Annotated in this window: 22 protein-coding genes; all 22 read right to left on the reverse strand. The window is 67.9% G+C overall.

What is annotated here, in order from left to right:
• Positions 1-398: 398 nt before the first annotated feature.
• The 22 genes from murA to lysA all read right to left on the reverse strand — a co-directional run bounded on the left by murA (position 399) and on the right by lysA (position 23,858).
• On the reverse strand, positions 399-1,658 hold the full coding sequence (gene murA / locus AB0L97_RS23440; protein ID WP_364433027.1) for a UDP-N-acetylglucosamine 1-carboxyvinyltransferase: 1,260 nt from the start codon (positions 1,656-1,658) through the stop codon (positions 399-401).
• 214 nt (positions 1,659-1,872) lie between these two features.
• Positions 1,873-2,454, reverse strand: coding sequence for a cob(I)yrinic acid a,c-diamide adenosyltransferase (locus AB0L97_RS23445; protein ID WP_355073715.1), 582 nt, complete (start codon positions 2,452-2,454; stop codon positions 1,873-1,875).
• Positions 2,455-2,511: 57 nt separating this feature from the next.
• Entirely contained in the window at positions 2,512-2,934 is a 423-nt protein-coding gene (locus tag AB0L97_RS23450) for a DUF2550 domain-containing protein (protein WP_039796346.1), read from the reverse strand.
• A gap of 252 nt (positions 2,935-3,186) precedes the next feature.
• Positions 3,187-3,564, reverse strand: coding sequence for a F0F1 ATP synthase subunit epsilon (locus tag AB0L97_RS23455; RefSeq protein WP_355073713.1), 378 nt, complete (start codon positions 3,562-3,564; stop codon positions 3,187-3,189).
• A 6-nt stretch (positions 3,565-3,570) separates the two neighbouring features.
• Positions 3,571-5,019: a F0F1 ATP synthase subunit beta gene (atpD, locus tag AB0L97_RS23460; RefSeq protein ID WP_355073712.1), complete on the reverse strand. Its 1,449-nt coding sequence runs from the start codon at positions 5,017-5,019 to the stop codon at positions 3,571-3,573.
• A gap of 79 nt (positions 5,020-5,098) precedes the next feature.
• On the reverse strand, positions 5,099-6,070 hold the full coding sequence (locus AB0L97_RS23465) for a F0F1 ATP synthase subunit gamma (RefSeq protein ID WP_355073710.1): 972 nt from the start codon (positions 6,068-6,070) through the stop codon (positions 5,099-5,101).
• Positions 6,071-6,196: 126 nt separating this feature from the next.
• The gene (atpA, locus tag AB0L97_RS23470; protein ID WP_355073709.1) at positions 6,197-7,834 is read right to left on the reverse strand and encodes a F0F1 ATP synthase subunit alpha; all 1,638 of its coding nucleotides are present in this window, start codon (positions 7,832-7,834) and stop codon (positions 6,197-6,199) included.
• A 54-nt stretch (positions 7,835-7,888) separates the two neighbouring features.
• Positions 7,889-8,698 carry a F0F1 ATP synthase subunit delta gene (locus tag AB0L97_RS23475; RefSeq protein ID WP_355073707.1) on the reverse strand — a complete coding sequence of 270 codons (810 nt, stop codon included), beginning with the start codon at positions 8,696-8,698 and terminating at the stop codon, positions 7,889-7,891.
• A gap of 19 nt (positions 8,699-8,717) precedes the next feature.
• A complete protein-coding gene (locus tag AB0L97_RS23480; RefSeq protein WP_355073706.1) occupies positions 8,718-9,278 on the reverse strand; it encodes a F0F1 ATP synthase subunit B in 561 nt (186 codons plus the stop codon).
• Positions 9,279-9,283: 5 nt separating this feature from the next.
• Positions 9,284-9,532, reverse strand: a complete 249-nt coding sequence (locus tag AB0L97_RS23485; RefSeq protein WP_039796339.1) for an ATP synthase F0 subunit C — start codon at positions 9,530-9,532, stop codon at positions 9,284-9,286.
• A 78-nt stretch (positions 9,533-9,610) separates the two neighbouring features.
• Entirely contained in the window at positions 9,611-10,459 is an 849-nt protein-coding gene (atpB, locus tag AB0L97_RS23490; protein WP_355073704.1) for a F0F1 ATP synthase subunit A, read from the reverse strand.
• A gap of 271 nt (positions 10,460-10,730) precedes the next feature.
• The gene (locus AB0L97_RS23495; protein ID WP_355073702.1) at positions 10,731-11,186 is read right to left on the reverse strand and encodes a hypothetical protein; all 456 of its coding nucleotides are present in this window, start codon (positions 11,184-11,186) and stop codon (positions 10,731-10,733) included.
• 11 nt (positions 11,187-11,197) lie between these two features.
• The gene (locus AB0L97_RS23500) at positions 11,198-12,355 is read right to left on the reverse strand and encodes an MraY family glycosyltransferase (RefSeq protein WP_364433039.1); all 1,158 of its coding nucleotides are present in this window, start codon (positions 12,353-12,355) and stop codon (positions 11,198-11,200) included.
• Positions 12,352-13,020, reverse strand: a complete 669-nt coding sequence (locus tag AB0L97_RS23505) for an L-threonylcarbamoyladenylate synthase (protein WP_355073699.1) — start codon at positions 13,018-13,020, stop codon at positions 12,352-12,354. Before AB0L97_RS23505 ends, AB0L97_RS23500 begins: the two co-directional genes overlap by 4 nt.
• Positions 13,021-13,600: 580 nt before the next feature.
• Positions 13,601-14,479, reverse strand: a complete 879-nt coding sequence (prmC, locus tag AB0L97_RS23510) for a peptide chain release factor N(5)-glutamine methyltransferase (protein ID WP_364433044.1) — start codon at positions 14,477-14,479, stop codon at positions 13,601-13,603.
• A 25-nt stretch (positions 14,480-14,504) separates the two neighbouring features.
• Complete coding sequence (gene prfA, locus AB0L97_RS23515; protein ID WP_364433046.1) at positions 14,505-15,575, reverse strand: peptide chain release factor 1; 1,071 nt, start codon at positions 15,573-15,575, stop codon at positions 14,505-14,507.
• A gap of 82 nt (positions 15,576-15,657) precedes the next feature.
• Positions 15,658-15,888: a 50S ribosomal protein L31 gene (gene rpmE / locus AB0L97_RS23520; protein WP_039796334.1), complete on the reverse strand. Its 231-nt coding sequence runs from the start codon at positions 15,886-15,888 to the stop codon at positions 15,658-15,660.
• Positions 15,889-16,520: 632 nt separating this feature from the next.
• A complete protein-coding gene (rho, locus tag AB0L97_RS23525; protein WP_364433050.1) occupies positions 16,521-18,545 on the reverse strand; it encodes a transcription termination factor Rho in 2,025 nt (674 codons plus the stop codon).
• A 415-nt stretch (positions 18,546-18,960) separates the two neighbouring features.
• The gene (thrB, locus tag AB0L97_RS23530) at positions 18,961-19,914 is read right to left on the reverse strand and encodes a homoserine kinase (protein ID WP_364433053.1); all 954 of its coding nucleotides are present in this window, start codon (positions 19,912-19,914) and stop codon (positions 18,961-18,963) included.
• A 25-nt stretch (positions 19,915-19,939) separates the two neighbouring features.
• Complete coding sequence (gene thrC, locus AB0L97_RS23535; protein ID WP_356969450.1) at positions 19,940-21,061, reverse strand: threonine synthase; 1,122 nt, start codon at positions 21,059-21,061, stop codon at positions 19,940-19,942.
• 23 nt (positions 21,062-21,084) lie between these two features.
• Positions 21,085-22,440, reverse strand: a complete 1,356-nt coding sequence (locus AB0L97_RS23540; RefSeq protein WP_355073690.1) for a homoserine dehydrogenase — start codon at positions 22,438-22,440, stop codon at positions 21,085-21,087.
• On the reverse strand, positions 22,437-23,858 hold the full coding sequence (gene lysA, locus AB0L97_RS23545; protein ID WP_356969430.1) for a diaminopimelate decarboxylase: 1,422 nt from the start codon (positions 23,856-23,858) through the stop codon (positions 22,437-22,439). The genes AB0L97_RS23540 and lysA overlap by 4 nt, the downstream gene beginning before the upstream one ends.
• Between the last annotated feature and the right edge of the window lie 30 nt (positions 23,859-23,888).

The raw sequence follows: 23,888 nt of genomic DNA on the forward strand, positions 1-23,888 counted from the left end.
CTCCACACGGGGGGTGAAAAGGCCGGAACCAAAAAATATTTGGCACTGACATTCATCGACACACTATTGAGTTCTCAAAGAACACACGCACACACCATCGCCCGGTTTGAGCCGATTGATCGGTGAAGCAACTTTTCCAGCTTAGCTCAGCCGTGAACCCAGTTGCAAACTGAGGTCTCGTTCGAGCTAGTGTGACCGTCAGGCGCTCCTCGTCCTACCTCGTTTCCCTGGCCTCCCGCTCAGCGTTTCCGCTCAGCTTCTCGGCTCCGGGTCGGTGTCCGTGTCGCTCTGACTTGGAATAAGTTACGTGTCTGCGTGCACCATGTCAAATCGCCTGGTCAGCACGCATTTTCCGGAACGCTTTCGGTAACTCGCCACCGACCCGAACGCCGCGGCACTCAATCCGCGACGCCGACGCGCCTTACATCGCCACCGAGGGCCTGCAGCTGCTCGACGAAATTCGGATATCCGCGATCAATGTGGAAGACGTCGTGCACTTCGGTGGTCCCGTCGGCGACCAAGCCCGCGAGCACCAGACCCGCGCCGGCTCGAATATCCGACGACCACACCGGAGCGCTCGACAACCGCGGAATCCCACGGACCACCGCGTGGTGCCCATCGGTGCGCGCGTCGGCGCCGAGCCGGATCATCTCCTCCACGAACCGGAAGCGCGCCTCGAAGATGTTCTCGGTGATCATCGAGGTCCCGTCCGCGATCGACGCGAGCCCGATGGCCATCGGCTGCAAGTCGGTCGGGAAACCGGGGAACGGCAGGGTCGAGAAATTCACGGCGCGCGGACGCTCCGCCTGGACCACCCGGAAGCCGTCCTGCTCGAACGAAATGCGCGCACCCGCGGACCGCAGCTTGTCCAGCACCAGCGACAGGTGCTTGGGATTCACACCGGTGACGCGGATGTCGCCCAGCGTCATCGACGCGGCGATACCCCAAGTCGCGGCGACGATGCGGTCCCCGATGACGCGGTGCGTGGTGGGCTCGAGCCGTTCGACCCCCTGGATGGTGAGCACCGACGTGCCCGCGCCGCTGATCCGCGCGCCCATCCGGACGAGCATGTGGCACAGGTCGACGATGTCGGGCTCGCGCGCGGCGTTGTCGATCACCGTCTCGCCCTCGGCGAGCACCGCCGCCATGAGGATGTTCTCGGTCGCGCCGACCGAGGGGAAATCCAGGCGGATGCGCGCACCCTGCAATTCGTCGGCCTTGGCGACCACACAACCGTGCTCGATCTCGCTGGTCGCGCCGAGTAGGCGCAGACCGGCCTGGTGCATGTCCAGCGGGCGGGAGCCGATGGCGTCACCGCCGGGCAGCGCCACGACGGCGCGCTTGCACCGCGCCATCAGCGGACCGAGCACGCACACCGACGCGCGGAACTGGGTCACCGCGGGGAAGTCCGCGTGATACTTCGGTTCGGCGGGCGTGGTGATGGCGACCACTCCGCCGTCGATGGTCACGTCGCAGCCGAGACCGCGTAGGACATCACCCATCAGCGGCACGTCGAGGATGTCCGGGCAGTTCGTGATCGTGGTGGTGCCCTCGGCCAGCAGCGCAGCGGCCATCAGTTTGAGGACGCTGTTCTTGGCGCCCCCCACCGTGACCTCACCGACGAGTCGATTTCCGCCGGTAACCAAAAACCGTTCCATGCCGCCTCTCCGCGTATTCGGCGCACTGTTGGTGCAAGGATAGTTGGGGCGGCGCACTCCGGTGCCGCCTCTCCACGACTCCCCTCGCCTCCGGACGTTTTCGCCGTTGGAGCGAGTGCCGCGGGATGGGCGTACTGCGATCGACGAGGTGGTCTCGTCACCTTGCCGGCAATACCCAGTGATCGCTCGGGTACTCGCCTCGGGTGCTACGCGATCAGACGCCCGGCCGTTTCCCGCCGGGCTTCCACAGGATATCGCCGCCGGGATTGGCGACCCGGCTCAGGATGAACAGCAGATCCGAGAGGCGATTGAGGTACTTGGCCGGCAGCGCGTTGGTGTCCTCCGGATGGCACTCGATCGCCGCCCAGGCCGAGCGCTCCGCACGGCGGGCGACCGTACGCGCGGTGTGCAGCAGGGCCGCCAGCGCGGTACCGCCGGGCAGGATGAACGAATCGAGCGCAGGCAGTCCGGCGTTGAACTCGTCGCACCACGCTTCGAGCCGATCGATGTAGGGCTGGGTGACCCGCAGCGGCGGGTACTTCGGCTCCGCGACCACCGGGGTGGAGAGGTCGGCCCCGGCGTCGAACAGATCGTTCTGTATCTGTCGCAGCACCGCGAGCATCGTTTCGTCCGGGCCGCCGAGGGCGATCGCGACGCCGATGGCGGCGTTCGTCTCATCGCAGTCGGCGTAGGCGACCAGGCGTGGGTCGGTCTTCGCGACCCGGGAGAAGTCGCTCAATCCCGTGGTCCCGTCATCGCCGGTCCGCGTGTAGATCCGGGTCAAATGCACGCTCACAGCACAACCCTAACGGGCGCGGCCTGCTCGGGCCGCCGATAGCCGTCGGACCGGGAACTACAGCCCCGGCATCCGCCGGGTGCGATCGGAGGGGCGGGACTCCACCCAGGAGAGGAAGGCGGTCAAAGAGTCGCGATCCAGGGCCAACTCGAAGTCGCCCGCGCGGTCGGACACCGCGATCACTGCGATGTCGTCGGTCATGATGTCGTATTCGTCGCCACGGGGGCCGCGGCGATCGCCGATCTCGATGCCCTGACGCCGGATGGTGGAATCCGGGCCGAGTTTCAGGCTGGTGAGTTTGAAGAAGACGAGACGATCCTCGTCATAGCGGATCAGGCCGTGCCGCCACCCCTGACCGCCGCGGGCGGGCAGTACGCGCAGGATCGCGGCAGTTCCGCCGCGCCGCAACATGATCAGGCGGTAAGTCGAGGCCAAGGCGAGGAACACGAGCGTTAGCACCAGAATGATCAGCAGAACCATCCCGGTTTGCAATGCCGTACGTCCCTTCGCTCCGCCGCCGTGTCGTCCACGGCATTCGATTGGCGGTGTACCAGCTTCTCGTGGTTTCGCGGGCTTTCGCCCCCGAGCCCGATGCTGACACCGCGTGCGGTCATTCAATCACGGCCCCGAGTTTACAAATGCCCCGGCCGTGTCCGACTCGCCTGAAAGACGCTGTCGGCGGTGAAGGAAGCTTCACCGCCGACAGCGATCGTTCTCGATGACAGGTTGTTGCTAGGCGTTCGCGTTCTGCTCGACCGCGCGCACCCGAGCCTGAGCGGCTCGCTGCTGCTCCTCGCTGGCGTCGGAGTCGGCCAGCACCCGGCGGGCCTCCTCGACGTCCACCTCGTCGGCGAATTCCGCCGACTCGGCGAGCACCCGAACCGAGTTCGCGGTCACCGAGAAGAAGCCGCCGTGCACCGCGGCGACGACCCGCTGACCATCGGTGTCCACGATCGCCACGGTGCCGCCCTCGACCAGCTGGCCGAGCAACGGCTCGTGCCCGGCCATGATGCCGATCTGGCCCTCGGTGGTCTGCGCGCTGACGAACGTCGCCTGGCCGGACCAGAGCAGTCGTTCGACCGCGACGAGATCGACTGACATTTCCGCCATCGGTGACTACTTTCCGAGGATCTTCTTCGCGGCCGCCTCGACATCGTCGAGACCACCGCAGCTGTTGAAGGCCTGCTCCGGGTAGTTGTCGAACTCACCCTTGCAGACGCGGTCGAAGTCGTCGATGGTCTGCTCGAGCGGCACGACCGAACCCACCTGACCGGTGAACTTCTCGGCCACGATGAAGTTCTGGCCGAGGAACTTCTCCAGACGACGGGCGCGGCCGACGAGCACCTTGTCCTCTTCGGACAGCTCGTCCATACCGAGGATGGCGATGATGTCCTGCAGTTCCTTGTACTTCTGCAGGATCCGCTTCACCTCGTTGGCCACCCGGAAGTGCCGGTCGCCGACGATCGAGGCCTCCAGGATGCGGGAGGTCGAGGTCAGCGGGTCGACGGCCGGGTAGATGCCCTTCTGCGAGATCGGGCGGGAGAGCTCGGTCGTCGCGTCGAGGTGGGCGAAGGTGGTCGCCGGAGCCGGGTCGGTGTAGTCGTCGGCGGGCACGTAGATGGCCTGCAGCGAGGTGATCGACCGACCACGGGTCGAGGTGATGCGCTCCTGCAGCTCACCCATCTCGTCGGCCAGCGTGGGCTGGTAACCGACGGCGGAGGGCATGCGGCCGAGCAGGGTCGACACCTCGGAACCGGCCTGGGTGAACCGGAAGATGTTGTCGATGAACAGCAGCACGTCCTGGTGCTGCACGTCGCGGAAGTACTCGGCCATGGTCAGGGCCGAGAGCGCGACGCGCATACGGGTGCCCGGCGGCTCGTCCATCTGTCCGAAGACGAGGGCGGTGTCCTGGAGGACGCCCATCTCCTCCATCTCCAGGCGCAGGTCGGTGCCCTCACGGGTGCGCTCGCCGACGCCGGCGAACACGGAGGTGCCGGAGAATTCCCGCGCGATACGGGTGATCATCTCCTGGATCAGAACGGTCTTGCCGACACCGGCGCCACCGAACAGACCGATCTTGCCGCCCTTCACGTACGGGGTGAGCAGGTCGATGACCTTGATGCCCGTCTCCAGGATCTCGGTCTTGCCCTCGAGCTGGTCGAACGACGGCGGCTTGCGGTGGATGCCCCACTGCTCGCCCTCGCGGCCGAGGCCGGGGGTGTCCAGGCAGTCGCCGAGGGCGTTGAAGACGTGGCCCTTGACCACGTCACCGACCGGCACCGAGATCGGCTTGCCGGTGTCGGTGACGGTGGCACCGCGGACCAGGCCGTCGGTCGGCTGCATCGAGATGGTGCGCACGATGTTGTCGCCGAGGTGCTGGGCGACCTCGAGGGTCAGGGTCTTGGCCACCGAGGTCAGGGTGATCTCGGCGTGCAGAGCGTTGAACAGCTCGGGAATGGCTCCGCGCGGGAACTCGACGTCCACGACGGGGCCGATGACCCGGACGACGCGGCCTGCGGCGCCGCCGGTCCGGCTCGTGTTGTCTTGAGTGACAGCTGCGGTCATTGGTGTTGGTTCTCTCCGTGTCGATGTGCGGCCTTCGAGGGGCCTTCTACGTGCCCGTCGCTCAGGCCGCTGGTGGCGCTCAGTCGCGGTCCGAGCTCGACGCCAGCGCGTTCACGCCGCCGACGATTTCGCTGATTTCCTGCGTGATCTGGGCTTGGCGCACCGAGTTCGCCTCGCGCTGGAGCACGCTCGCGAGTTCGTTGGCGTTGTCGGTGGCGGCCTTCATTGCGGTGCGCCGAGCCGCTGACTCGGATGCCGCTGCCTCGAGCAACGACGCGTAGATGCGCGTGTTGACGTACTTGGGCAGCAGCGCCGCCAGCAGCACATCGGCGTCGGGCTCGAATTCGTACTGCGCGTGGACGTCCGCGGTCGGTGAATCCGACACGATGTCCTCACCCAGGTCGAAGTTCTCGTCGACGTAGCTCACCTGGATCGGCGCCAACCGGCGCACCTCAGGGGTCTGCGTCAGCATCGAGACGAAGCGGGTGTACACGACGTGCAGCTCGTCGACACCGGCGATGTCACCCGTCCCGTTCGGAGCGGGCACCGCCCCGTCGGAGCCTGCCATGAAGGCGTCGACCAGGTGGTGACACGCGGACGAAGCATCGGAGTACTTCGGCTGCTGCGAGAACCCGGTCCACGCCGACACGTACGAGCGATTGCGGAAGGCGTAGTACGTCAGGCCCTTGTTGCCCATGACGTAGAGCACCGGCTCTTTGCCTTCGTCACGCAAGGTGGTCATCAGCTCTTCCGCGCGCTTGAGCACGTTCGAGTTGTAGCCACCGCACATGCCGCTGTCACTGGTGATCACCAGCACGGCCGCCCGGCGCGGGTTGGCGCGCTCGGTCAGCAGCGGATGCGAAAGGTTCTTCGACGCGCTCGCCAGCTCGCTGAGGACCTTGGTGATCTCCTCCGCGTACGGCTTCGCGGCCGCGACCCTGGCCTGGGCCTTGGAGATGCGCGAGGTCGCGATCAGCTCTTGGGCCTTGGTGATCTTCTTGATCGAATTCACACCACGAATGCGGGAGCGCAATTCACGCAAGCTTGCCATCAGCGGTTCACACTCCCTTCATTCGCTGCGTGGGATGGGCGGCATCCGCCGGGCACGAGGTGGTCGCTGCCACCCTCGTGCCCGTCGCGCATGCCGCGGATCGAATAGCGCATTTGCCGACCCGCGTTACTTCTCGACGTGCTTGCGGGTCACCGACAGCGACTCGACCTCTTCGTGGTCGAGCTGGCCGGCTTCGGCCTCGTTGACCACGGGGGTGCCGTCGGAGGTGAGGAAGGTTCCCAAGAACTTCTTGGTCGCCGCCTCGACCTGCTCGGCCGTCTCGCCGGCGAGCACCTTGCCGCCCTCGATCGCCTTGAACACGTCGGCGGCGCTGCGGTGCAGCTCCTCGAGCAGTTCGGCGTTGAAGCGGCGGATGTCCGCGACCGGGATCGAGTCGAAGTGGCCACGGTCGACCAGGTAGATCGAGATGATCTGATCCTCGACCGGCACCGGCGAGTACTGGTCCTGCTTGAGCAGCTCGACCCAGCGGGCGCCGCGCTCGAGCTGAGCCAGCGAGGCCGCGTCCAGGTCGGAGGCGAAGGCGGAGAACGCCTCCAGCTCGCGGTACTGCGCCAGCTCGAGGCGCAGCGAACCGGCCACCTTCTTCATGCCCTTCGTCTGGGCGGCGCCACCGACACGGGAGACCGAGGTACCGACGTTGATCGCCGGGCGGACACCCTTGTTGAACAGGTCGGACTCGAGGAAGACCTGACCGTCGGTGATGGAGATGACGTTGGTCGGGATGAACGCCGAGATGTCGTTGGCCTTGGTCTCGATGATCGGCAGACCGGTCATCGAGCCCGCGCCCAGCTCGTCGGACAGCTTCGCACAACGCTCCAGCAGCCGGGAGTGCAGGTAGAAGACGTCACCCGGGTAGGCCTCGCGGCCCGGCGGGCGACGCAGCAGCAGCGAGATGGCGCGGTACGCCTCGGCCTGCTTGGTCAGGTCGTCGAACACGATGAGCACGTGCTTGCCCTGGTACATCCAGTGCTGGCCGATGGCCGAACCGGTGTAGGGGGCCAGCCACTTGAAGCCGGCGGAGTCGGAGGCCGGGGCGGCGACGATGGTGGTGTACTCCAGCGCGCCGTGCTGCTCCAGCGCGGCCTTGACGCCCGCGATGGTGGAGCCCTTCTGGCCGATGGCTACGTAGATGCAGCGCACCTGCTTGGTCGGATCGCCGGTCTCCCAGTTGGCCTTCTGGTTCAGGATCGCGTCGATGCAGACCGCGGTCTTGCCGGTCTTGCGGTCGCCGATGATCAGCTGACGCTGGCCACGGCCGATGGCGGTCAGCGCGTCGATCGCGGTGATGCCGGTGGCCAGCGGCTCCTCGACCGGCTGGCGCTCCAGCACGGTGGCGGCCTGCAGCTCGAGCACGCGCTGTTCCTCGGACTCGATCTCGCCGAGGCCGTCGATCGGCTGGCCCAGCGGGTTCACCACGCGGCCGAGGAACTTGTCGCCGACCGGAACCGAGAGCACGTCACCGGTCCTGCGGACCTCCTGGCCCTCCTCGATCTCGGCGTACTCGCCGAGGATGACCGCACCGATCTCACGGTCCTCGAGGTTCAGCGCGACGCCGAGCACGCCGCCCGGGAACTCGAGCAGCTCGTTGGCCATTGCCGAAGGCAGGCCGCTGACGTGCGCGATGCCGTCACTGGTGTCGGTGACCACACCGACTTCTTCGATGGAGGTCTCGGGGGTGTAGCTCTTGGTGTAGCTCTCGATCGCGCTACGGATCTCGTCGGAGGAGATCGTCAGCTCCGCCATGTTCTTCCTGCTCTCGCTGTCTGGGTCTGGAATGTCGGGGGTGGTGGAAGCGCGCTAGGTCAGGGCCCGGCGCAGCTTCTCCAGTCGGCCGAGTGCGCTGCCGTCGATCACGTCGTCACCGACGCGCACCACGACTCCGCTCAGCAGACTCGGGTCGACCTGGATGTGCACCGTGGTCGCCTTGCCGTAGATGCGCCGCAGCGACGCGGCCAGCCGGTCGCGCTGCTGCTCGCTGAGCCCGATCGCGGCGCGCACGTGCGCGACGATCTGATCGCGACGCGCCGCCGCGAGGTCGGCCAGCTCGTCGAAGGCGGCGCTGATGCCCGACCGCTGCCTGGTCACCACCTGCTCCGCCAGGGTCAGGGTGATGGGCTCCGTCTTACCGGCGAGCAGCCGGTTGACCAGCTCGCTCTTGGCCGAGGCCTGCTGCGACCGATCCGACAGTGCCTGCTCCAACTCGGGGTTGTCGCTGATGATCCGGCCGAGCCGGAACAGCTCGTCCTCCACCGCTTCGAGCCGGCCACGCTGGGCCGCCGACTCCAGCAACGCCTCCTGGCCGAGCAGCACCAGGGTGTCCACCAGGTCGGAGGTGCGCGACCAGTCCTGGGCCACCGCGGTGGTCAGCACTGCCAGCGTGGCAGCGCTGACCTTGCCGCCGAAGACCCGCTCGCACAGTTCCGCGCGCACGGAACCCGGCACCGACACGTCCGCGAGCGCCACACGCAGCGAACGCTGGTCGTCCAGCACGGCGACAACGGCGAACAGTTCCGAGCCCGTCGTGGCCGCAGCACTGTCGCTTCCGGTCAGAGCGGCCCGAAGCGCCTCCCGAGACCGGGCACTGGCCTCGCGGCTCGCTGCGTACATGCTTCTCACTTTCGCGTCGTTACCTTCCGACCCCGATGCCTGCGTCGGTCTGGTCGAGCTCGTCGAGGAACCGGTCGATCGAGGCGGCCTGCTTGGCCTCGTCCGAAACCGACTGCCCGATGATCTTCTCGGCCAGGTCGACGGCCGTGCGGCCGACCTCGTGGCGCAGCTCCGTCAGGATCTGCTGGCGCTGTGCTTCCAGCTGAGTGTGGCCCGCCGCGATGATGCGATCGGCTTCGGCCTGGGCCTCCGAGCGCATCTGCGCGAGGATCTCCTGGCCCTGGGTGCGCGCGTCCTCCCGGATGCGCGCGGCCTCGAGCCGGGCCTCGGCCAGCTGCTGCTGGTACTGCTGCAGGGTGAGCTGAGCTTCTTCCTGCGCGGCTTCCGCGCGAGCGATGCCGCCTTCGATCTTGTCCGAGCGCTCGTCGAGCGTCTTCATCAGGCGCGGGACCACGTACTTGTAGAACAGGGCCGCGATGATGACGACGCAGACGATCGACCAGACGATGTCGTACGTTTCGGGGATGAGAGGATTCACATCCTCTCCCTCCGCCGCCGCGAGCAAAACTGACTCGTACATCGGAATCAGAAAATGAAGCCGGCGACGAGACCGATAAGGGCGAGGGCCTCGGTGAACGCGATACCGAGGAACATGTTGGTGCGGATGGTGCCCTGCAGCTCAGGCTGACGCGCGATGCCCTCGATGGCCTTGCCGACGACGATGCCGACGCCGATGCCGGGGCCGATCGCGGCGAGACCGTAGCCGACGGCGCCCAGGCCCTTGAAGGTGCTCTCGTTCGTGGCGGCTTCCTGGGCCAGGTAAGCGAGGCTCATGAGTCTTCCATTCCCTTTCTGTTGCTCACCCGCCGGTCGGCGTGGTGTAGCAGGTTTCCGGTAGTTGTGTCGGTCAGGTCAGTGATCGGCCGCGTGCTGTGCGAGTCCGATGTATACGGCGGTCAGCAGCGCAAACACGTAGGCCTGCAGGAAGATGACCAACAGCTCGAAGAGCGTGAATCCGAGTCCCGCGACCAGCGAGAACGGCGAGAACACCTTCATCCACGAGGTGGCGTCGAACAGGAAGAACCAGGTCGCGCTGAAGAACAGCACCAGCATGATGTGGCCGGCCAGCATGTTCGCCATGAGTCGGACGGTCAGCGTGAACGGACGCAGGATGAAGGTCGAGACGAACTCGATCGGAATCAGCAGCACATGCAGCGCGGGGGGAACGTTCGGAACGACGATGCTGCTGCGCATGTAGTTGAAGAAGCCGTACTTCCTGATACCGACGTAGTTGAACGCCAGGTACGCGATGACGGCCAGCACCAGCGGCATGCCGATTCGGGCGTTCGACGAGATGTTCAACCCCGGAACGACACCCGAGAAGTTCAGAAAGAGGACCGTGAAGAAGATCGTCGCGATCAGCGGGAAGAACTTCCGTCCCGTTTCCTTGCCGAGGACCTCGTCGCAGATCTGCTCTTTGACGAAGACCAGGCCGATTTCGGCGACATTCTGTAGGCCGCGCGGAACGATCCGGGGCGAGCGGAATGCCAGCACCATCACGACCGAGAGAACAGCCGTCATCAGAATGCGGATCAGCATCAATCGATCGAGTTCGAACGGCGTTCCCTCGAACAGCACAGCTGGAGGGAAGAAGTCGGTAAGCGACGGCGCGTGGAACTCGGCCGCCAGAGTGGTGACGCTCAGCGTTCTCTCCCGTGTTCGGGCCGCGGGTACGGTCATTCCCGCGGTTCGATCGGACATTGACGATCAATTTGGGTCGACTCAGGTCGGCTCGAAGTTCGTCAGCAGCTGTGCGGTGGTTCGAAATCCACCAGGCGTCTGTACGTGTGTCGGCGACATTCGTCGACATGCAGAACCGGAACACCCCTCGGAGCCCGGCACGGCAGTAAGCATAGCGGCCCATGCAGGGGATCTCGGCGGTGACCCCTCACTGATCCCCGACTTGGTCGCTTGCTTACCAACACTTTACCAAGTCATCTACGACAGCGTGTAGGGGGTGGGGGGTTTTTCGTTACTGGCGGGTATCGGACGTGGGTTCCGAGTCGGTCGTCGTCACGTACGGAACCTTCTGCCGGACAACGCCGTACGTCTCCGCACCGAGCACGATCACCAGGGCGCCGACCACGGTGAGGAACAACACGACCCGGTCGTAGAAGTCGAATCGGTGCAGGATCCCGACGACGATCAGCGCCACCAGGACCTTCCCCACCCAGCTGACCAGCATGACCAGCCCCGCGGTGCTCGGCGGCAGTTTCGCGCCGAACAGCACCACGGCCGCGGTGGTGAGGATGAAGCCGCCGCCGATCGCGGCGCCGAGCACCGCGCCCCACACGCCGGCGACACCCGAGACGGCCGCGCCCAGCGCGACCGACAGGACCACCAGCACGCCCAAGCCGATCAGTCCGTAGCGCAGCGCGGACCGCAGCGGCGCGTCGGGGCCGGGGACGGGTTCGGGTGTGAAGCTCACAGTCGCCGACTTTACCCGGACGCCGATCCGTCGCCCGCCGGGTCCCCACGCCGCAGCCCCGGAATAGCGGTGATCACCAAAGCGAAAACCAGCCCGCCCGCCATCAGCAACACGACCAGCCTGCGATCCATCAGCGAGGTGCCGACCGCGCCGAACGCGAGCACACCGACCCACAAATAGATCAACAACACCACGCGGCGATGGGAATGGCCGATCTGCAGCAAGCGATGATGCAAGTGCATTTTGTCCGGCGTCGAGAAACTGACGCCCGCGCGAACCCGTCGCACAATGGCGAGCAACAGGTCCAGCACCGGAATGAACATCACCGCGCCGACCAGCAACAGCGGAGAAAGCAGACCGACGATGTCGCGCGGACCGTATCCCTGCAGGGGGATTCGCCCCGAGGCGCCGGTCGAGACCGCGGCCAGCATCAATCCGATCAACATCGAACCGGAGTCGCCCATGAATATGCGCGCGGGCTGGAAATTGTGCGGCAGGAATCCGAGGCAGCCACCCGCGAGCGCGGCGGCCAGCAACGCGGGCGGGTAGGTGTCGACCGAGCCGCCCTGCTCGTTCATCAGACCGAGGCAGAACGCGAAAACCGCCAGCGCGGCGATCAGCCCCAAGCCCGCCGCGAGGCCGTCCAAGCCGTCGACGAAGTTCATGGCGTTGACCAGGGTGACGGTGACCGCGACCGTAACGAGCCCGCCCTGCAATCCGTCCAGCACCACCGTGGTGTTGCTGAACGGGTTGTAGATCACATACCAGCCCAATCCCATGACGGCCATCACGCCCGCCGCCGTCACCTGGCCCGCGAACTTCGTCAGCGCGTCGAGTCCCCAGCGGTCGTCGACGATGCCGACCAGCACGATGATCGTGGCAGCCACCAGCACGGCGATCGGGATGTTGGGTTTGTAGTCGAAGCCGCTGCGCAGCGCGGGCAGCTGGTGGGCGAACAGCACCGCGGCGACCACACCGATGTACATGCCGACGCCGCCCATCCGCGGAATCGGCTTGACGTGCACGTCCCGGTCACGCGGCACGGCCACCGCGCCGAAGCCGATCGCCAGCACCCGCACCCCACCGGTGGCCAGGAACGTCACCACCGCGGAGATGAGCAGCACGACGAGCAGCTCCCGGAGCGGGACGACGGCGCTCGAACCCATCATCCGAGCTGCGCGGCGCCGCTGAGCGCTTCCGGCGACATGCCGAGCACCTCGGCGATGTCGGCGACGGGCACCGCGCCCACGCGCAGGATGCGCGGCTGATCAGCGGTCAGGTCGACGATGGTGGAGGCGACCGCGTGTTCGGCCGGGCCGCCGTCCAGATAGACGCCGACCAGATCGCCGAGTTGATCGCGTGCCTCGGCGGCGGTCTTCGCCGGCGGCTGCCCGGACACGTTGGCGCTGGACACCGCCAGCGGGCCGACCTCGCGCAACAGTTCGAGCGCGACCGGGTGCAGCGGCATCCGCAACATCACCGTCCCGCGGGTGTCGCCGAGATCCCACGCGAGCGAAGGCGCTTGCTGCACAACCAGACTCAGGCCGCCGGGCCAGAACGCCCGGATCAGCTCGCGCGCCTGCGGGCGCACCGAGAACACCAGGCCGTCGATGGTGTGCCAGGACCCGACGAGCACCGGCACCGGCATGTCCCTGCCGCGGCGCTTGGCCGCGAGCAACGAGCTCACCGCGGTCGAATCGAACGCGTCGGCGCCCAGCCCGTACAGGGTGTCGGTGGGCAGCACGACCAGACGTCCGGATTTCAGGGCGCTGGTGGCTGCGGACAGTCCCGCGGCGCGCGAGTCGGGATCCGCGCAGTCGTAGACGGTACTCACGGCAACCATCCTGGCATGCTCCCCCGCCTCTCCGCGTATTCAGGCCGTACTAGTGGGGTGAAACGAGAGTTGCGTTCAGGTCTTGCGTCGGGTGCCGAGCGAGTTCTGGGCGTGCCCGGCGAGTTACCCATGTGCTTACGAAATCAGTCGTCACGTGGGATGCGGCGGCTGTCGCCGCGCACCGGGAGCATCCTCGAGGCGACTTTGCGGCTCGGTGCAATACGCGGCGCGCTCGCGATCGTCTCGAGTGCGGGCCTTGCAGTTGGCCAGCTCTACAGTGCCGCGCACGCCATAGTCGCCGAGTGCAAATCCCTCCGTTCGGCAGCGCACAGTGCCGTGCGGAGGCCGCGCCGATCCGTTGAGCCCAGTTCCCGGCATAGCGAACGATCGCGAATCGTCCCGCGCACGCCAGTGCGGCCGGAAACGTCTCGGATCGCGCAGGGCATCGTCGTTGCTTCATCCGGCGGCACGTCGTCAGACGACGCTGTCATCAGAGGAATGGACGTGGTCGGCATCACAGGAGCCGGGCAAGACCACACGAATTCGGTGCCCCACGCGAGGAACCGCGCGGAAGACTCCCTCACGTGTGGGTGGCGGCGACGAAGCGGGGTTTGCCTGCCAAGTCGGGGTGTTCGACGACGTCGGTGAAGGCGCCGGTGGCGGTGAGGAGGGCGGCTACGCCGGAGCCGTTGGTGTCGTCGTGCTCGATGGCGGTGGCGCCGCCTGGGCGCAGTAGCCGGGCGATGTTCGGGATCATGCCGCGTATTACCGACAATCCGTCCGGGCCGCCGAACAAGGCGACGGACGGATCGTGCTCGGCCACTTCGGGGTCGAGACCTGCGCCCTCGGGGATGTAGGGCGGGTTGGACACGACGATGTCCACCCGGCCGTTCAGGTCGGTGAGCAGGCCGGGATCGGTGGCGTCGTCGGCGTAGAGGGTGATCGGGGTATCGCCCGCGGCGATCCGGTCGTCGGCGTTGCGCCGGGCCCAGACCTGCGCGGCGGGATCGAGTTCCACGGCGTGCACTTCGGCGTCGGGGCGCGCGTGCGCGAGGGCCAGTGCGAGCGCGCCCGATCCGGTGCACAGGTCGACGACGATCGGCGTGTGATCGTGCGGCAGCGCCTCCAACTGCGCCAGCGCCCAGGCGTACAGCAACTCGGTCTCCGGGCGCGGCACGAAGACGCCGGGGCCCACCGCGAGATCGAGCGCACCCATCACGGCCGTTCCAGTCAAGTGCTGCAACGGGATTCGCCGTGCCCGGCGGGCGACCAACTCGCGGTACTCGTCCAACTTGCCGGGCGGGACGAGCGGCGTCAGCACCAGCCTTGTCCGCTCCACGCCGAGGACGTGCGCGGCGAGATGTTCGGCGTCGGCCCGCGGGCTGTGCACCCCGGCGATCCGTAACGTCTCGATGGCGTCGTTGATGACGGGGCGCAGCGCTACTCGGCTCGTGGACATGACACCGACTCTGCCCGAAGGACGATCATTCCGCGGCCATACGCGCTTCGCGATCCGCCTTCCCCAGAGCGTCGAGCAGCGCGTCGAGTTCCCCGTCCAGCACGGCGTCGAGGTTATGCGCCTTGAAGCCGATCCGATGGTCGGTGATCCGGTTCTCCGGGAAGTTGTAGGTGCGGATGCGCTCGGAGCGGTCCACCGTGCGGATCTGGCTGGCGCGGCCCGCCGCGGCCTCCTGATCGGCCTGTTCTTCCGCCAGTGCCTGCAAACGCGCCGCGAGGACCTGCATGGCGCGCGCCTTGTTCTGCAGCTGGGAACGCTCGTTCTGGCAGGTGACCACGATGCCGGAAGGCAGGTGGGTGATGCGCACCGCGGAGTCGGTGGTGTTGACGCCCTGACCCCCCTTGCCGGAGGAGCGGTACACGTCGATGCGGAGATCGGACTCGTCGATCTGCACTTCTTCGATCTCGTCGGGTTCCGGGTAGATCAGCACGCCCGCCGCCGAGGTGTGGATGCGGCCCTGCGATTCGGTCACCGGGACGCGCTGCACCCGGTGCACACCGCCCTCGAACTTGAATCGCGACCAGACACCGTCGCGCGCCGCGTCGCGGCTCTTGATCGACAGCGTCGCCTCTTTGTATCCGCCCAGGTCGGACAGGGCGGCGTCGAGGATCTCGACCTTCCAGCCGTGGCGCTCGGCATACCGCACGTACATGCGGGCCAGGTCGGCGGCGAACAACGCGGACTCCTCGCCGCCTTCGCCGGACTTGACCTCGAGCACGACGTCGTCGCCGTCGTGCGGGTCGCGCGGGGCCAGCAGGTCGGCGAGGGCCTGTTCCAGTTCCTCGACCTGTTGTTCCAGATCCGGGACCTCCGCGGCGAACGCGGCGTCGTCGGCGGCGAGTTCCCGCGCGGCGGACAAGTCGCCGCGGGCTGTCTCGAGTTTGCGATAGGTGGCCATGACCGGGGCCAGCTCGGCGAATCGCTTGCCGACCCGGCGCGCGGCGCCCGCATCGTTGTGCAGCGACGGATCGGACAGCTGCGTCTCCAAGCCGGCGTACTCGGCCAGAATGTCGTCGATGGCGGACGGTTGCGTCACAGTGCTTCCTTCTCCTGGTAGCTGTCCATACAAAAACACCGACGCCCGGCCTGCGGGGCAGGACCGGGCGTCGGCGAGGAAGCTACTTGGCGTCGGCCTTCTTGCCGGCACGCTTGCCGTAACGAGCCTCGAAGCGGGCCACGCGGCCACCGGTGTCGAGGATCTTCTGCTTGCCGGTGTAGAACGGGTGGCACTGCGAGCAGACCTCGACGGTGATGTGTCCCGACTCCTTGGTGCTGCGAGTCTGGAAGGTGTTGCCGCAACCACAGACGACCGTGGTGTCGACATACGTCGGGTGAATTCCTGCCTTCATGGATGTCCTCTCGATTGTGGTCGCCGGGTCGCCCGCGCGAACGCGAAGCGTGAACCGGAACCGACTAGGCGGGAGCTCTGCTCACCTGAGCAGACGCAACGACCGTTCAGTATGCCAGAACTGCCGTTACGCTCCCAAAACGCCCCTGGCGAGTGGTTTGTTCCCACCCCAGGTACTCCCCCATCGTTTGCGCCCCCGGAAGTCCGGGCACGCGAATCCGCGCCACCTCCTGGACCCTGAAGTCGGGTAGTCCGCTACTCACGAATGTGAACGAATTCGTTCATAGAGTGGCAGACCTGGTGCACATCGGCGTGCCGAGACAGGAAGGAGACCCCGTGAACGTCCGGATCGCGGCCGCGATTTTCGTTCTGCTGTTTCTCTCGGTGGCCGTCGGTGTATCCGCGCTCCCCGCGCACCCGAACTACCCCGCGCCGAAGAACGCCGTGTACGTCCACACCTCGGAATCCGCCGCCCCCGATCCCGACGTCGGGCCCTGCGCGCTGATCATCGCTCTCCTCATCGGCGGCGCGGCCACGGTCGGCCTCGTATTCTTCGCTCCCCGGACGCCGAAAGGGTCCCGCATCAGCGGGACCCTTTCGGCCGTTGTCACGGCGCCGACCTGGCGCCGCTACTCACTCGTCGAGCGCGCCCGGCGCGGTCTTGCTCACCTGCATCAAGAACTCGAGGTTGTTCTTGGACTTCTTCAGACGGTCGATCAGCAGATCGATCGCCTGGTGCGAGTCCAGGCCGGACAGTACGCGGCGCAGCTTGTGCAGTACCCCCGCCTCGTCGGGGCTGAGCAGTAGCTCGTCCTTGCGGGTACCGGACGGGTTGACGTCCACCGCCGGGAACACCCGCCGCTCCGCGATCTTGCGGTCCAGCTTGAGCTCGGCGTTACCGGTGCCCTTGAACTCCTCGAAGATCACCGTGTCACCGGTCGAACCGGTCTCCACCATGGCGGTGGCGATGATCGTCAGCGAGCCGCCGTTCTCGATGTTGCGGGCCGCGCCGAGGAACCGCTTGGGCGGGTACAGCGCGGTGGAATCCACACCACCGGAGAGGATTCGGCCCGAGGCGGGCGAGGAGTTGTTGTACGCGCGCCCGAGCCGGGTGATCGAGTCGAGCAGCACGACGACGTCCTTGCCCATCTCCACCAGGCGCTTGGCGCGCTCGATGGCGAGTTCGGCGACCGAGGTGTGATCCGACGGCGGACGGTCGAAGGTCGAGGCGATGACCTCGCCCTTCACCGAGCGCTGCATGTCGGTGACCTCTTCCGGACGCTCGTCGACCAGCACCACCATCAGGTAGCACTCGGGGTTGTTGGTCGCGATCGCGTTCGCGATGTCCTGCAGGATCGTGGTCTTACCGGCCTTCGGCGGCGACACGATCAGGGCGCGCTGGCCCTTGCCGATCGGCATGATCAGGTCGATCACCCGGGTGGTCAGCTTGTTCTGCTGGGTCTCCAGCCGCAGGCGCTGGTTCGGGTACAGCGGGGTGAGCTTGCCGAATTCGGGACGGCGCTTGGCCGCCTCGACGTCGCCGCCGTTGACCGTGTCCAGCCGCACCAGCGGATCGAACTTCTGGCGCTGGTTGGACTGTTCGCCGTCGCGGGGGGCGCGCACCGCGCCGGTGATCGCGTCACCGCGGCGCAGGCCGTTCTTGCGGACCAGGTTCATCGACACGTAGACGTCGTTCGGCCCGGCCAGGTAACCCGAGGTGCGGACGAAGGCGTAGTTGTCCAGCACATCGAGGATGCCCGCGACCGGCTGGAGGACGTCGTCCTCGCGGATCTCGAGCTCGCGGGTCTCGCCGCCACCGCCGCCGCCGTCGCGGTCACGCCCACGACGACGCTCCCGGAAGCGGCGTCCGCGCCGTCCGCGACCGCCCTCTTCGTCGTCGCCGCCGCGGCCACCCGCGCTGCCGTTCTGGCTCTGCTGGCCACGCTCGCCCTGGCCGCGGTCGCTCTGCCGCTCGCCCTGGCCGCGGTCGCTCTGCCGCTCACCCTGGCCGCGGTCGCTCTGCCGCTCACCCTGGCCACGCTCACCCTGGCCACGGTCGCTCTGGCCGCGGTCGCGGCGGCGCTCGCCACCTTGCTCGGCGTCCTGCTTCGGTTCCTCGGTACGCGTCTCGGCCTGCGCGGTATCGGTCGCGGATCGCGCCTGGTCACGGCCGCGCCGCTGCCGACCGCGGCCACGCTGGCCGCTGTCTCGGCCGGACTCGCTGTCTCGGCCGGACTCCTCGGTGGTCTCGGTCGCCGTGGACGACGCCGCCTCGACGGCGGGCGCGGAATCGGCGGGGGCCGTCTTCGCCGGGGCGGGAGCCTCGCTGGGCGCGGCCGAAGCCGCGGGCGTCACGTCGAGGGTCGCCTGCTCGGCCTTGGCCGGCGCCTGCTCAGCGGGAGCGGCGGTCTTCGCGGGCGCACCGGCCTTCGCGGGGGCGTCGGCCTTCGCGGTTGCCGCGGACTTGGCCTCGCTCTTGGCGGGCTTCTCCGCCTTCGCCGCCTTGCCCGCGGCCTGATTTTCCTTGATGGCGGCGATCAGATCGCCCTTGCGCATCCCGGAGGTGCCTCGGATACCGAGCTCCCCCGCGAGCGCACGCAACTGCGGCAACAACATTCCAGTCAGCCCCGATCGTGCGACGTCGGTGTGTTCGCTCATCTTCGAAATCTGTCCGGATTCACTATCGCGCTCGCCCGTCGGGTTCGATTCCACGCCGGGTGTCGCGAGCAGGTCCGTATCTGTCACGGAAATCCTTTCCTTCCCTCGATCGCCGTGTGCTGTTTCGAGGGTTCGTCCCGCAGCCCGGGCATTCTGCCGGACTGGGATGCGTCCGTCCGGGCGCTGTGTGCCGTATCACCTGCCCCGCCGGACCGGCGGCTTCTCCACCATTGGTGAAAGGTGGGGAGAGATCATTCCAGTTGCGCAGCTACGCAGCACCCCCATGGCCTGGAGGCTCGAGCCTGGAGCCTGCTGGAGCGATTGCCCTGATGAAGCACCGGCGTCTGATGCGCACGATGTACGGACCTGCCCAGAATAGCTGTCCATTGCGAATCTCGGCAAGACAGACTCGCCGTCAGTCGATCAGGACGCCTTCGGCGATTCCCGGCTCCACTACGCGCAGGCCGTCGGCTGCCGCCAGTTCGCGGAGTTCCGCGGGAAATTCGCTGGTCCCCAGGGCCAGGATGGTCGGTCCCGCCCCGGAGACGGTGGCCGCGATGCCCGCCGTGCGCAGGCGCGTGATCCAGGCGGTGGTCAGCGGTAGCGCGGGCGCACGCTGGGCCTGGTGCAGGCGGTCCGCGGTGGCGGGCAGCAGCAGGTCGGGACGCTGGGTGAGCGCCACCACGGCCAGCGCGGCGCGGCTGACGTTGAACGCCGCGTCGCCGTGCGGCACGACGTCGGGCAGCAGGCCGCGGGTGTGCGCGGTGGACGAGCGCTCCTCCGGGATCAGCACGACCGGGCGCAGTGCCGAATGCGCCTCCAGCCGCACCGCGCGGTAGACGCGACCGTGGTATTCCGTGCCCGGGGCCTCGTCGGCGGGGCGATCGCTCTCGGTCCACGAGACCACGATCCCGCCGAGCACGCTGGCCGCCGCGTTGTCCGGATGCCCCTCGAATTCCGCTGCCAGCTGCACCAATCGGTCGGCAGGCGTGGCCGGCGCCGAGTCCAGCTTCGCGGCGAGGGCGCACCCGGCGGCAAGTCCGCCGACCACCGCCGAGGCCGAGGACCCGAGGCCGCGCGAATGCGGAATCACGTTGCGGCACACCACATCGAGGCCGTCGGCCCACACCCCGGCCGACTCCAGGCCGCGCTCGATCGCGCGGACCACGAGATGCGTAGGGCCCCAAGGCACATCGTCGGCGCCCTCACCCTCGACCCGGATGGTGAGCCCGGAATCGGTAGTGCGCACCTGGATTTCGTCGTAGATCCCCAATGCCATACCGAGCGAGTCGAACCCGGGACCGAGGTTCGCGGTGGACGCGGGCACCCGGGCGGTCACGGTCAGACCGGCGGGCAGCGTCGCGCTCATGACCTGGCTGTCGCGCGAATTCAACTCAGGCCAGCTCTAATTCGGCGGCGACCGCGACCGGATCGACCGAGATCGGCTGCACCTTGGGCATGCCCGACAGCGCGGTGTCGGGGTCCTTGAGACCGTTGCCGGTCACGGTGCACACCACGGTGAGCCCGGCATCCAGCCAGCCCTCCTTGCGTGCGGCGAGCACACCGGCCACGCTGGCCGCCGACGCGGGCTCGACGAACACGCCCTCGGTCGCCGCGACCAGGCGGTACGCGTCGAGGATCTCCTCGTCGGTGGCGGCGCGGAAAGCGCCGCCGGACTGCTCCTTGGCCTCGACCGCGCCGTTCCAGGAGGCGGGCGCGCCGATCCGGATCGCGGTGGCGATGGTCTCGGGATCCTTCACCGGGGCGCCGTTGACCAGCGGGGCCGCGCCCGCCGCCTGCACGCCGAGCATGCGCGGCAGCCCGCCGGTGACGCCGTCGGCGTAGTACTCCCGGTAGCCACGCCAGTAGGCGGTGATGTTGCCCGCGTTGCCGACGGGAAGGGCGTGCACGTCGGGGGCCTTGCCGAGCACGTCGCAGATCTCGAAGGACGCTGTCTTCTGGCCCTCGATGCGGGCCGGGTTCACCGAGTTCACCAGTCCGATGCTGGGGAAGTCAGCGGTGACCTTGCGGGCGAGTTCGAGGCAGTCGTCGAAGTTGCCCTGCACCTGGATGATCTTCGCGCCGAGCATCACGGCCTGGGCCAGCTTGCCCATCGCGATCTTGCCCTGCGGAATCAGCACGGCGCAGCTCATGCCCGCGCGAGTGGCGTACGCCGCGGCGGATGCCGAAGTGTTGCCGGTGGACGCGCACAGCACCGCCTTCTGGCCGCGGTACTTGGCGTCGGTCATCGCCATCGTCATGCCGCGGTCTTTGAACGAGCCGGTCGGGTTCAGGCCCTCGACCTTCAGGTAGACCTCGCAACCGGTGATCTCGGACAGGTGCGGCGCGGGCACCAGCGGCGTTCCGCCCTCGTACAGCGTGACCGGCTCCCAGTCGGCCGCGCCGGCGAGCCGGTCGCGGTAGGCCGCGATCAGGCCCGGCCAGCGGGAGTGCACCCCTGCCTGTGGCGCGACGCCGGTCGTGTGCCCGCCCGTCTCCCGGCCGCCGCCCCTCATGGAGTCGTTGCGCGACGCTGTGGTCATTCTTCGGTGCCTTCCAATCTCAGAACGCTGGTCACGGATGTGACGGATGCCATTCCCGCCAGTGCGGCCACGGTGTCCGCGAGCGCCGACTCCACGGCGTGGTGGGTCACCACGACCAGGCGCGCACCCGAGCCGTGCCCTTCTTGACGGACGGTCGAAATGCTCACCCCGTGTTTGGCGAATTCGCCCGCCACCGCGGCCAGGACTCCAGGACGGTCCTCGACTTGCAGGTTCACGTGATAGCGGGTGGGCGTATCGCCGATCGGCGCGATCGGTAGCTCAGCATAAACCGATTCGCCGGGAGCGCGACCCCCATAGAACTTGTTCCGTGCCGCCATCACCAGATCGCCGAGTACGGCCGACGCGGTCGGAGCGCCGCCCGCGCCCTGCCCGTAGAACATCAGCCGCCCGGCGTTCTCCGCCTCGACGACCACCGCGTTGAACGCACCGGTCACCGCGGCCAGCGGGTGCTTGCGGGGGATGAGCGCCGGGTAGACGCGCACCGAGACGCGCTCTTTGCCGCCGTCCTCCGGTCCGGGCTCGCCGGGACCCGCGTCCACCCGCTCGCAGATGGCCAGCAGTTTGACCGTGCAGTCGAGCGCGGAGGCGGTTTCCAGATCCTCGGCGGTGATCCGCGAGATGCCCTCGCGGTAGACATCGGCGGCGGTGACCCGGGTGTGGAACGCCAGCGAGGCGAGGATCGCGGCCTTGGCCGCGGCGTCGTAGCCCTCCACGTCGGCGGTCGGGTCGGCTTCGGCGTAGCCCAGCCGGGTGGCCTCGGCCAACGTCTGCGAGTAGTCGGCGCCGGTCTCGTCCATCGCGGAGAGGATGAAGTTGGTGGTGCCGTTGACGATGCCGACGACCCGGTTCACCCGGTCGCCCGCCAGCGACTGGATCAGCGGGCGCACCACAGGGATGGCGCCCGCGACGGCGGCCTCGAAGTACAGATCGGCGCGACTGGCTTCGGCCGCGGCGGCGAGCTCGCCGGTGTAGTCGGCCAGCAGCGCCTTGTTCGCGGTCACCACGGATTTGCCCGCATTCAGCGCGGCCAGGATCAACCGGCGCGGCGGATCGATGCCGCCGATCACCTCCACCACCAGGTCGACGTCGTCGCGGGCGACCAGCGCGTCCGCGTCGGTGGTGAGCAGGTCCGCGGGGATGCCGCGGTCGGTGTCGAGGCTGCGCACGGCCACCCCGCGGAGCACCACCGGCGCGCCGACGCGGGAACGCAGGTCCTCGGTGTGCTCGCGCAGGATGCGCACGACCTCGGTGCCCACATTGCCCATGCCGAGGACCGCGACCCCGATCGGGCGATCGGTCCCCCACACGCCGTTCTTCGCGTTGGCCGTCACGCTTCCACCTCCAAGCTGAGCAGGTCCGCCACCGTCTCCCGGCGCAGTATCAGGCGCGGCTGTCCGTCCCGCACCGCGACGACCGCGGGACGGGTCAACTGGTTGTACCGGCTGGACATCGAGTAGCAGTACGCGCCGGTGGCGGCGACGGCGATCAGGTCGCCGGGGCCGACGTCGGCGGGCATCCAGGTGTCCCGGATGACGATATCGCCGCTCTCGCAATGCTTTCCGACAACGCGCGCGACCACCGGCCCGGCCTGCGACGACCGCGAGACCAGACGGCAGTCGTAGTCGGCCTGGTACAGCGCGGGCCGGATGTTGTCACTCATGCCGCCGTCGACACTCACGTACCGGCGGCGCAGACCGCCGTCCAGCGAGACGTCCTTGATGGTGCCGACCTCGTAGAGCGTCACCGTGCCGGGCCCAGCGATGGCGCGGCCGGGCTCGACAGCGATCGTCGGCGTGGGCAGACCCGCGCGTTCGGCTTCGGCTGCGACCAGTTCGCGCAGGCTCGCCGCGAACCGGTCCAGCGGCGGCGGGTCGTCCGACGGAAGATACGAAATGCCAAGTCCGCCACCGAGATCCAGCGTCGCGATCTGCGCGGTGCGCTCGATGCCGAATTTGTCGATGGCCTCGCGGAGCAGGCCGAGCATGCGCCGCGCGGCGATCTCGAAGCCGTCGATCTCGAAAATCTGCGAACCGATGTGGCTGTGCAGGCCGACCAGGCGCAGGTTGTCGGCATCGAAGACGCGCGCGAGCGCCTCCATCGCGTCGCCGCCCGCGATCGAGAAGCCGAACTTCTGGTCCTCGTGCGCGGTCGAAATGTATTCGTGGGTGTGGGCTTCCACCCCGACGGTGACCCGGACCAGCACGTCCTGCACCACGCCCGCGCGGCTCGCGACGGCCTCCAGGCGCTCGATCTCGATGAGCGAGTCCACCACGACGTGGCCGACCCCCGCGGACACCGCGGCTTCCAGCTCGGCGACGGATTTGTTGTTGCCGTGCAGTGCGATTCGCTCCGCGGGGAAGCCCGCGTGCAACGCGACGGCGAGTTCGCCGCCGGAGCAGACGTCCAGCGAGAGGCCCTCGTCCCGGATCCAGCGGGCGACCTCGCCGCACAGGAACGCCTTCGACGCGTAGTGGACTCGCGCGTTCGCCCCGAACGCGCGGACCATGTCGCGGCAGCGGGAACGGAAGTCGTCCTCGTCCACCACGAACAGCGGGGTGCCGAACCGCTCGGCCAGCTCGTACACCGGCACGCCCGCCAGGTGGACCACGCCCGCGTCGTCGCGGGTCGCGTTGCGCGGCCAGACGTTCGCGGGCAGGTCGATCATCTGCCGCGGATCGCTCGGGCGCTCAGGCAGATTCGGCGCATGCGGAATCTCGGCATGCCGGGGACCGGCGGGATGCGCGCTCATAATTCCACCTCGCTGCGCTCGCTCAACTTC

Origin of the sequence: Nocardia sp. NPDC051911 (assembly GCF_040681035.1) — a bacterium.
Classification (GTDB): Bacteria; Actinomycetota; Actinomycetes; order Mycobacteriales; family Mycobacteriaceae; genus Nocardia; species Nocardia sichangensis.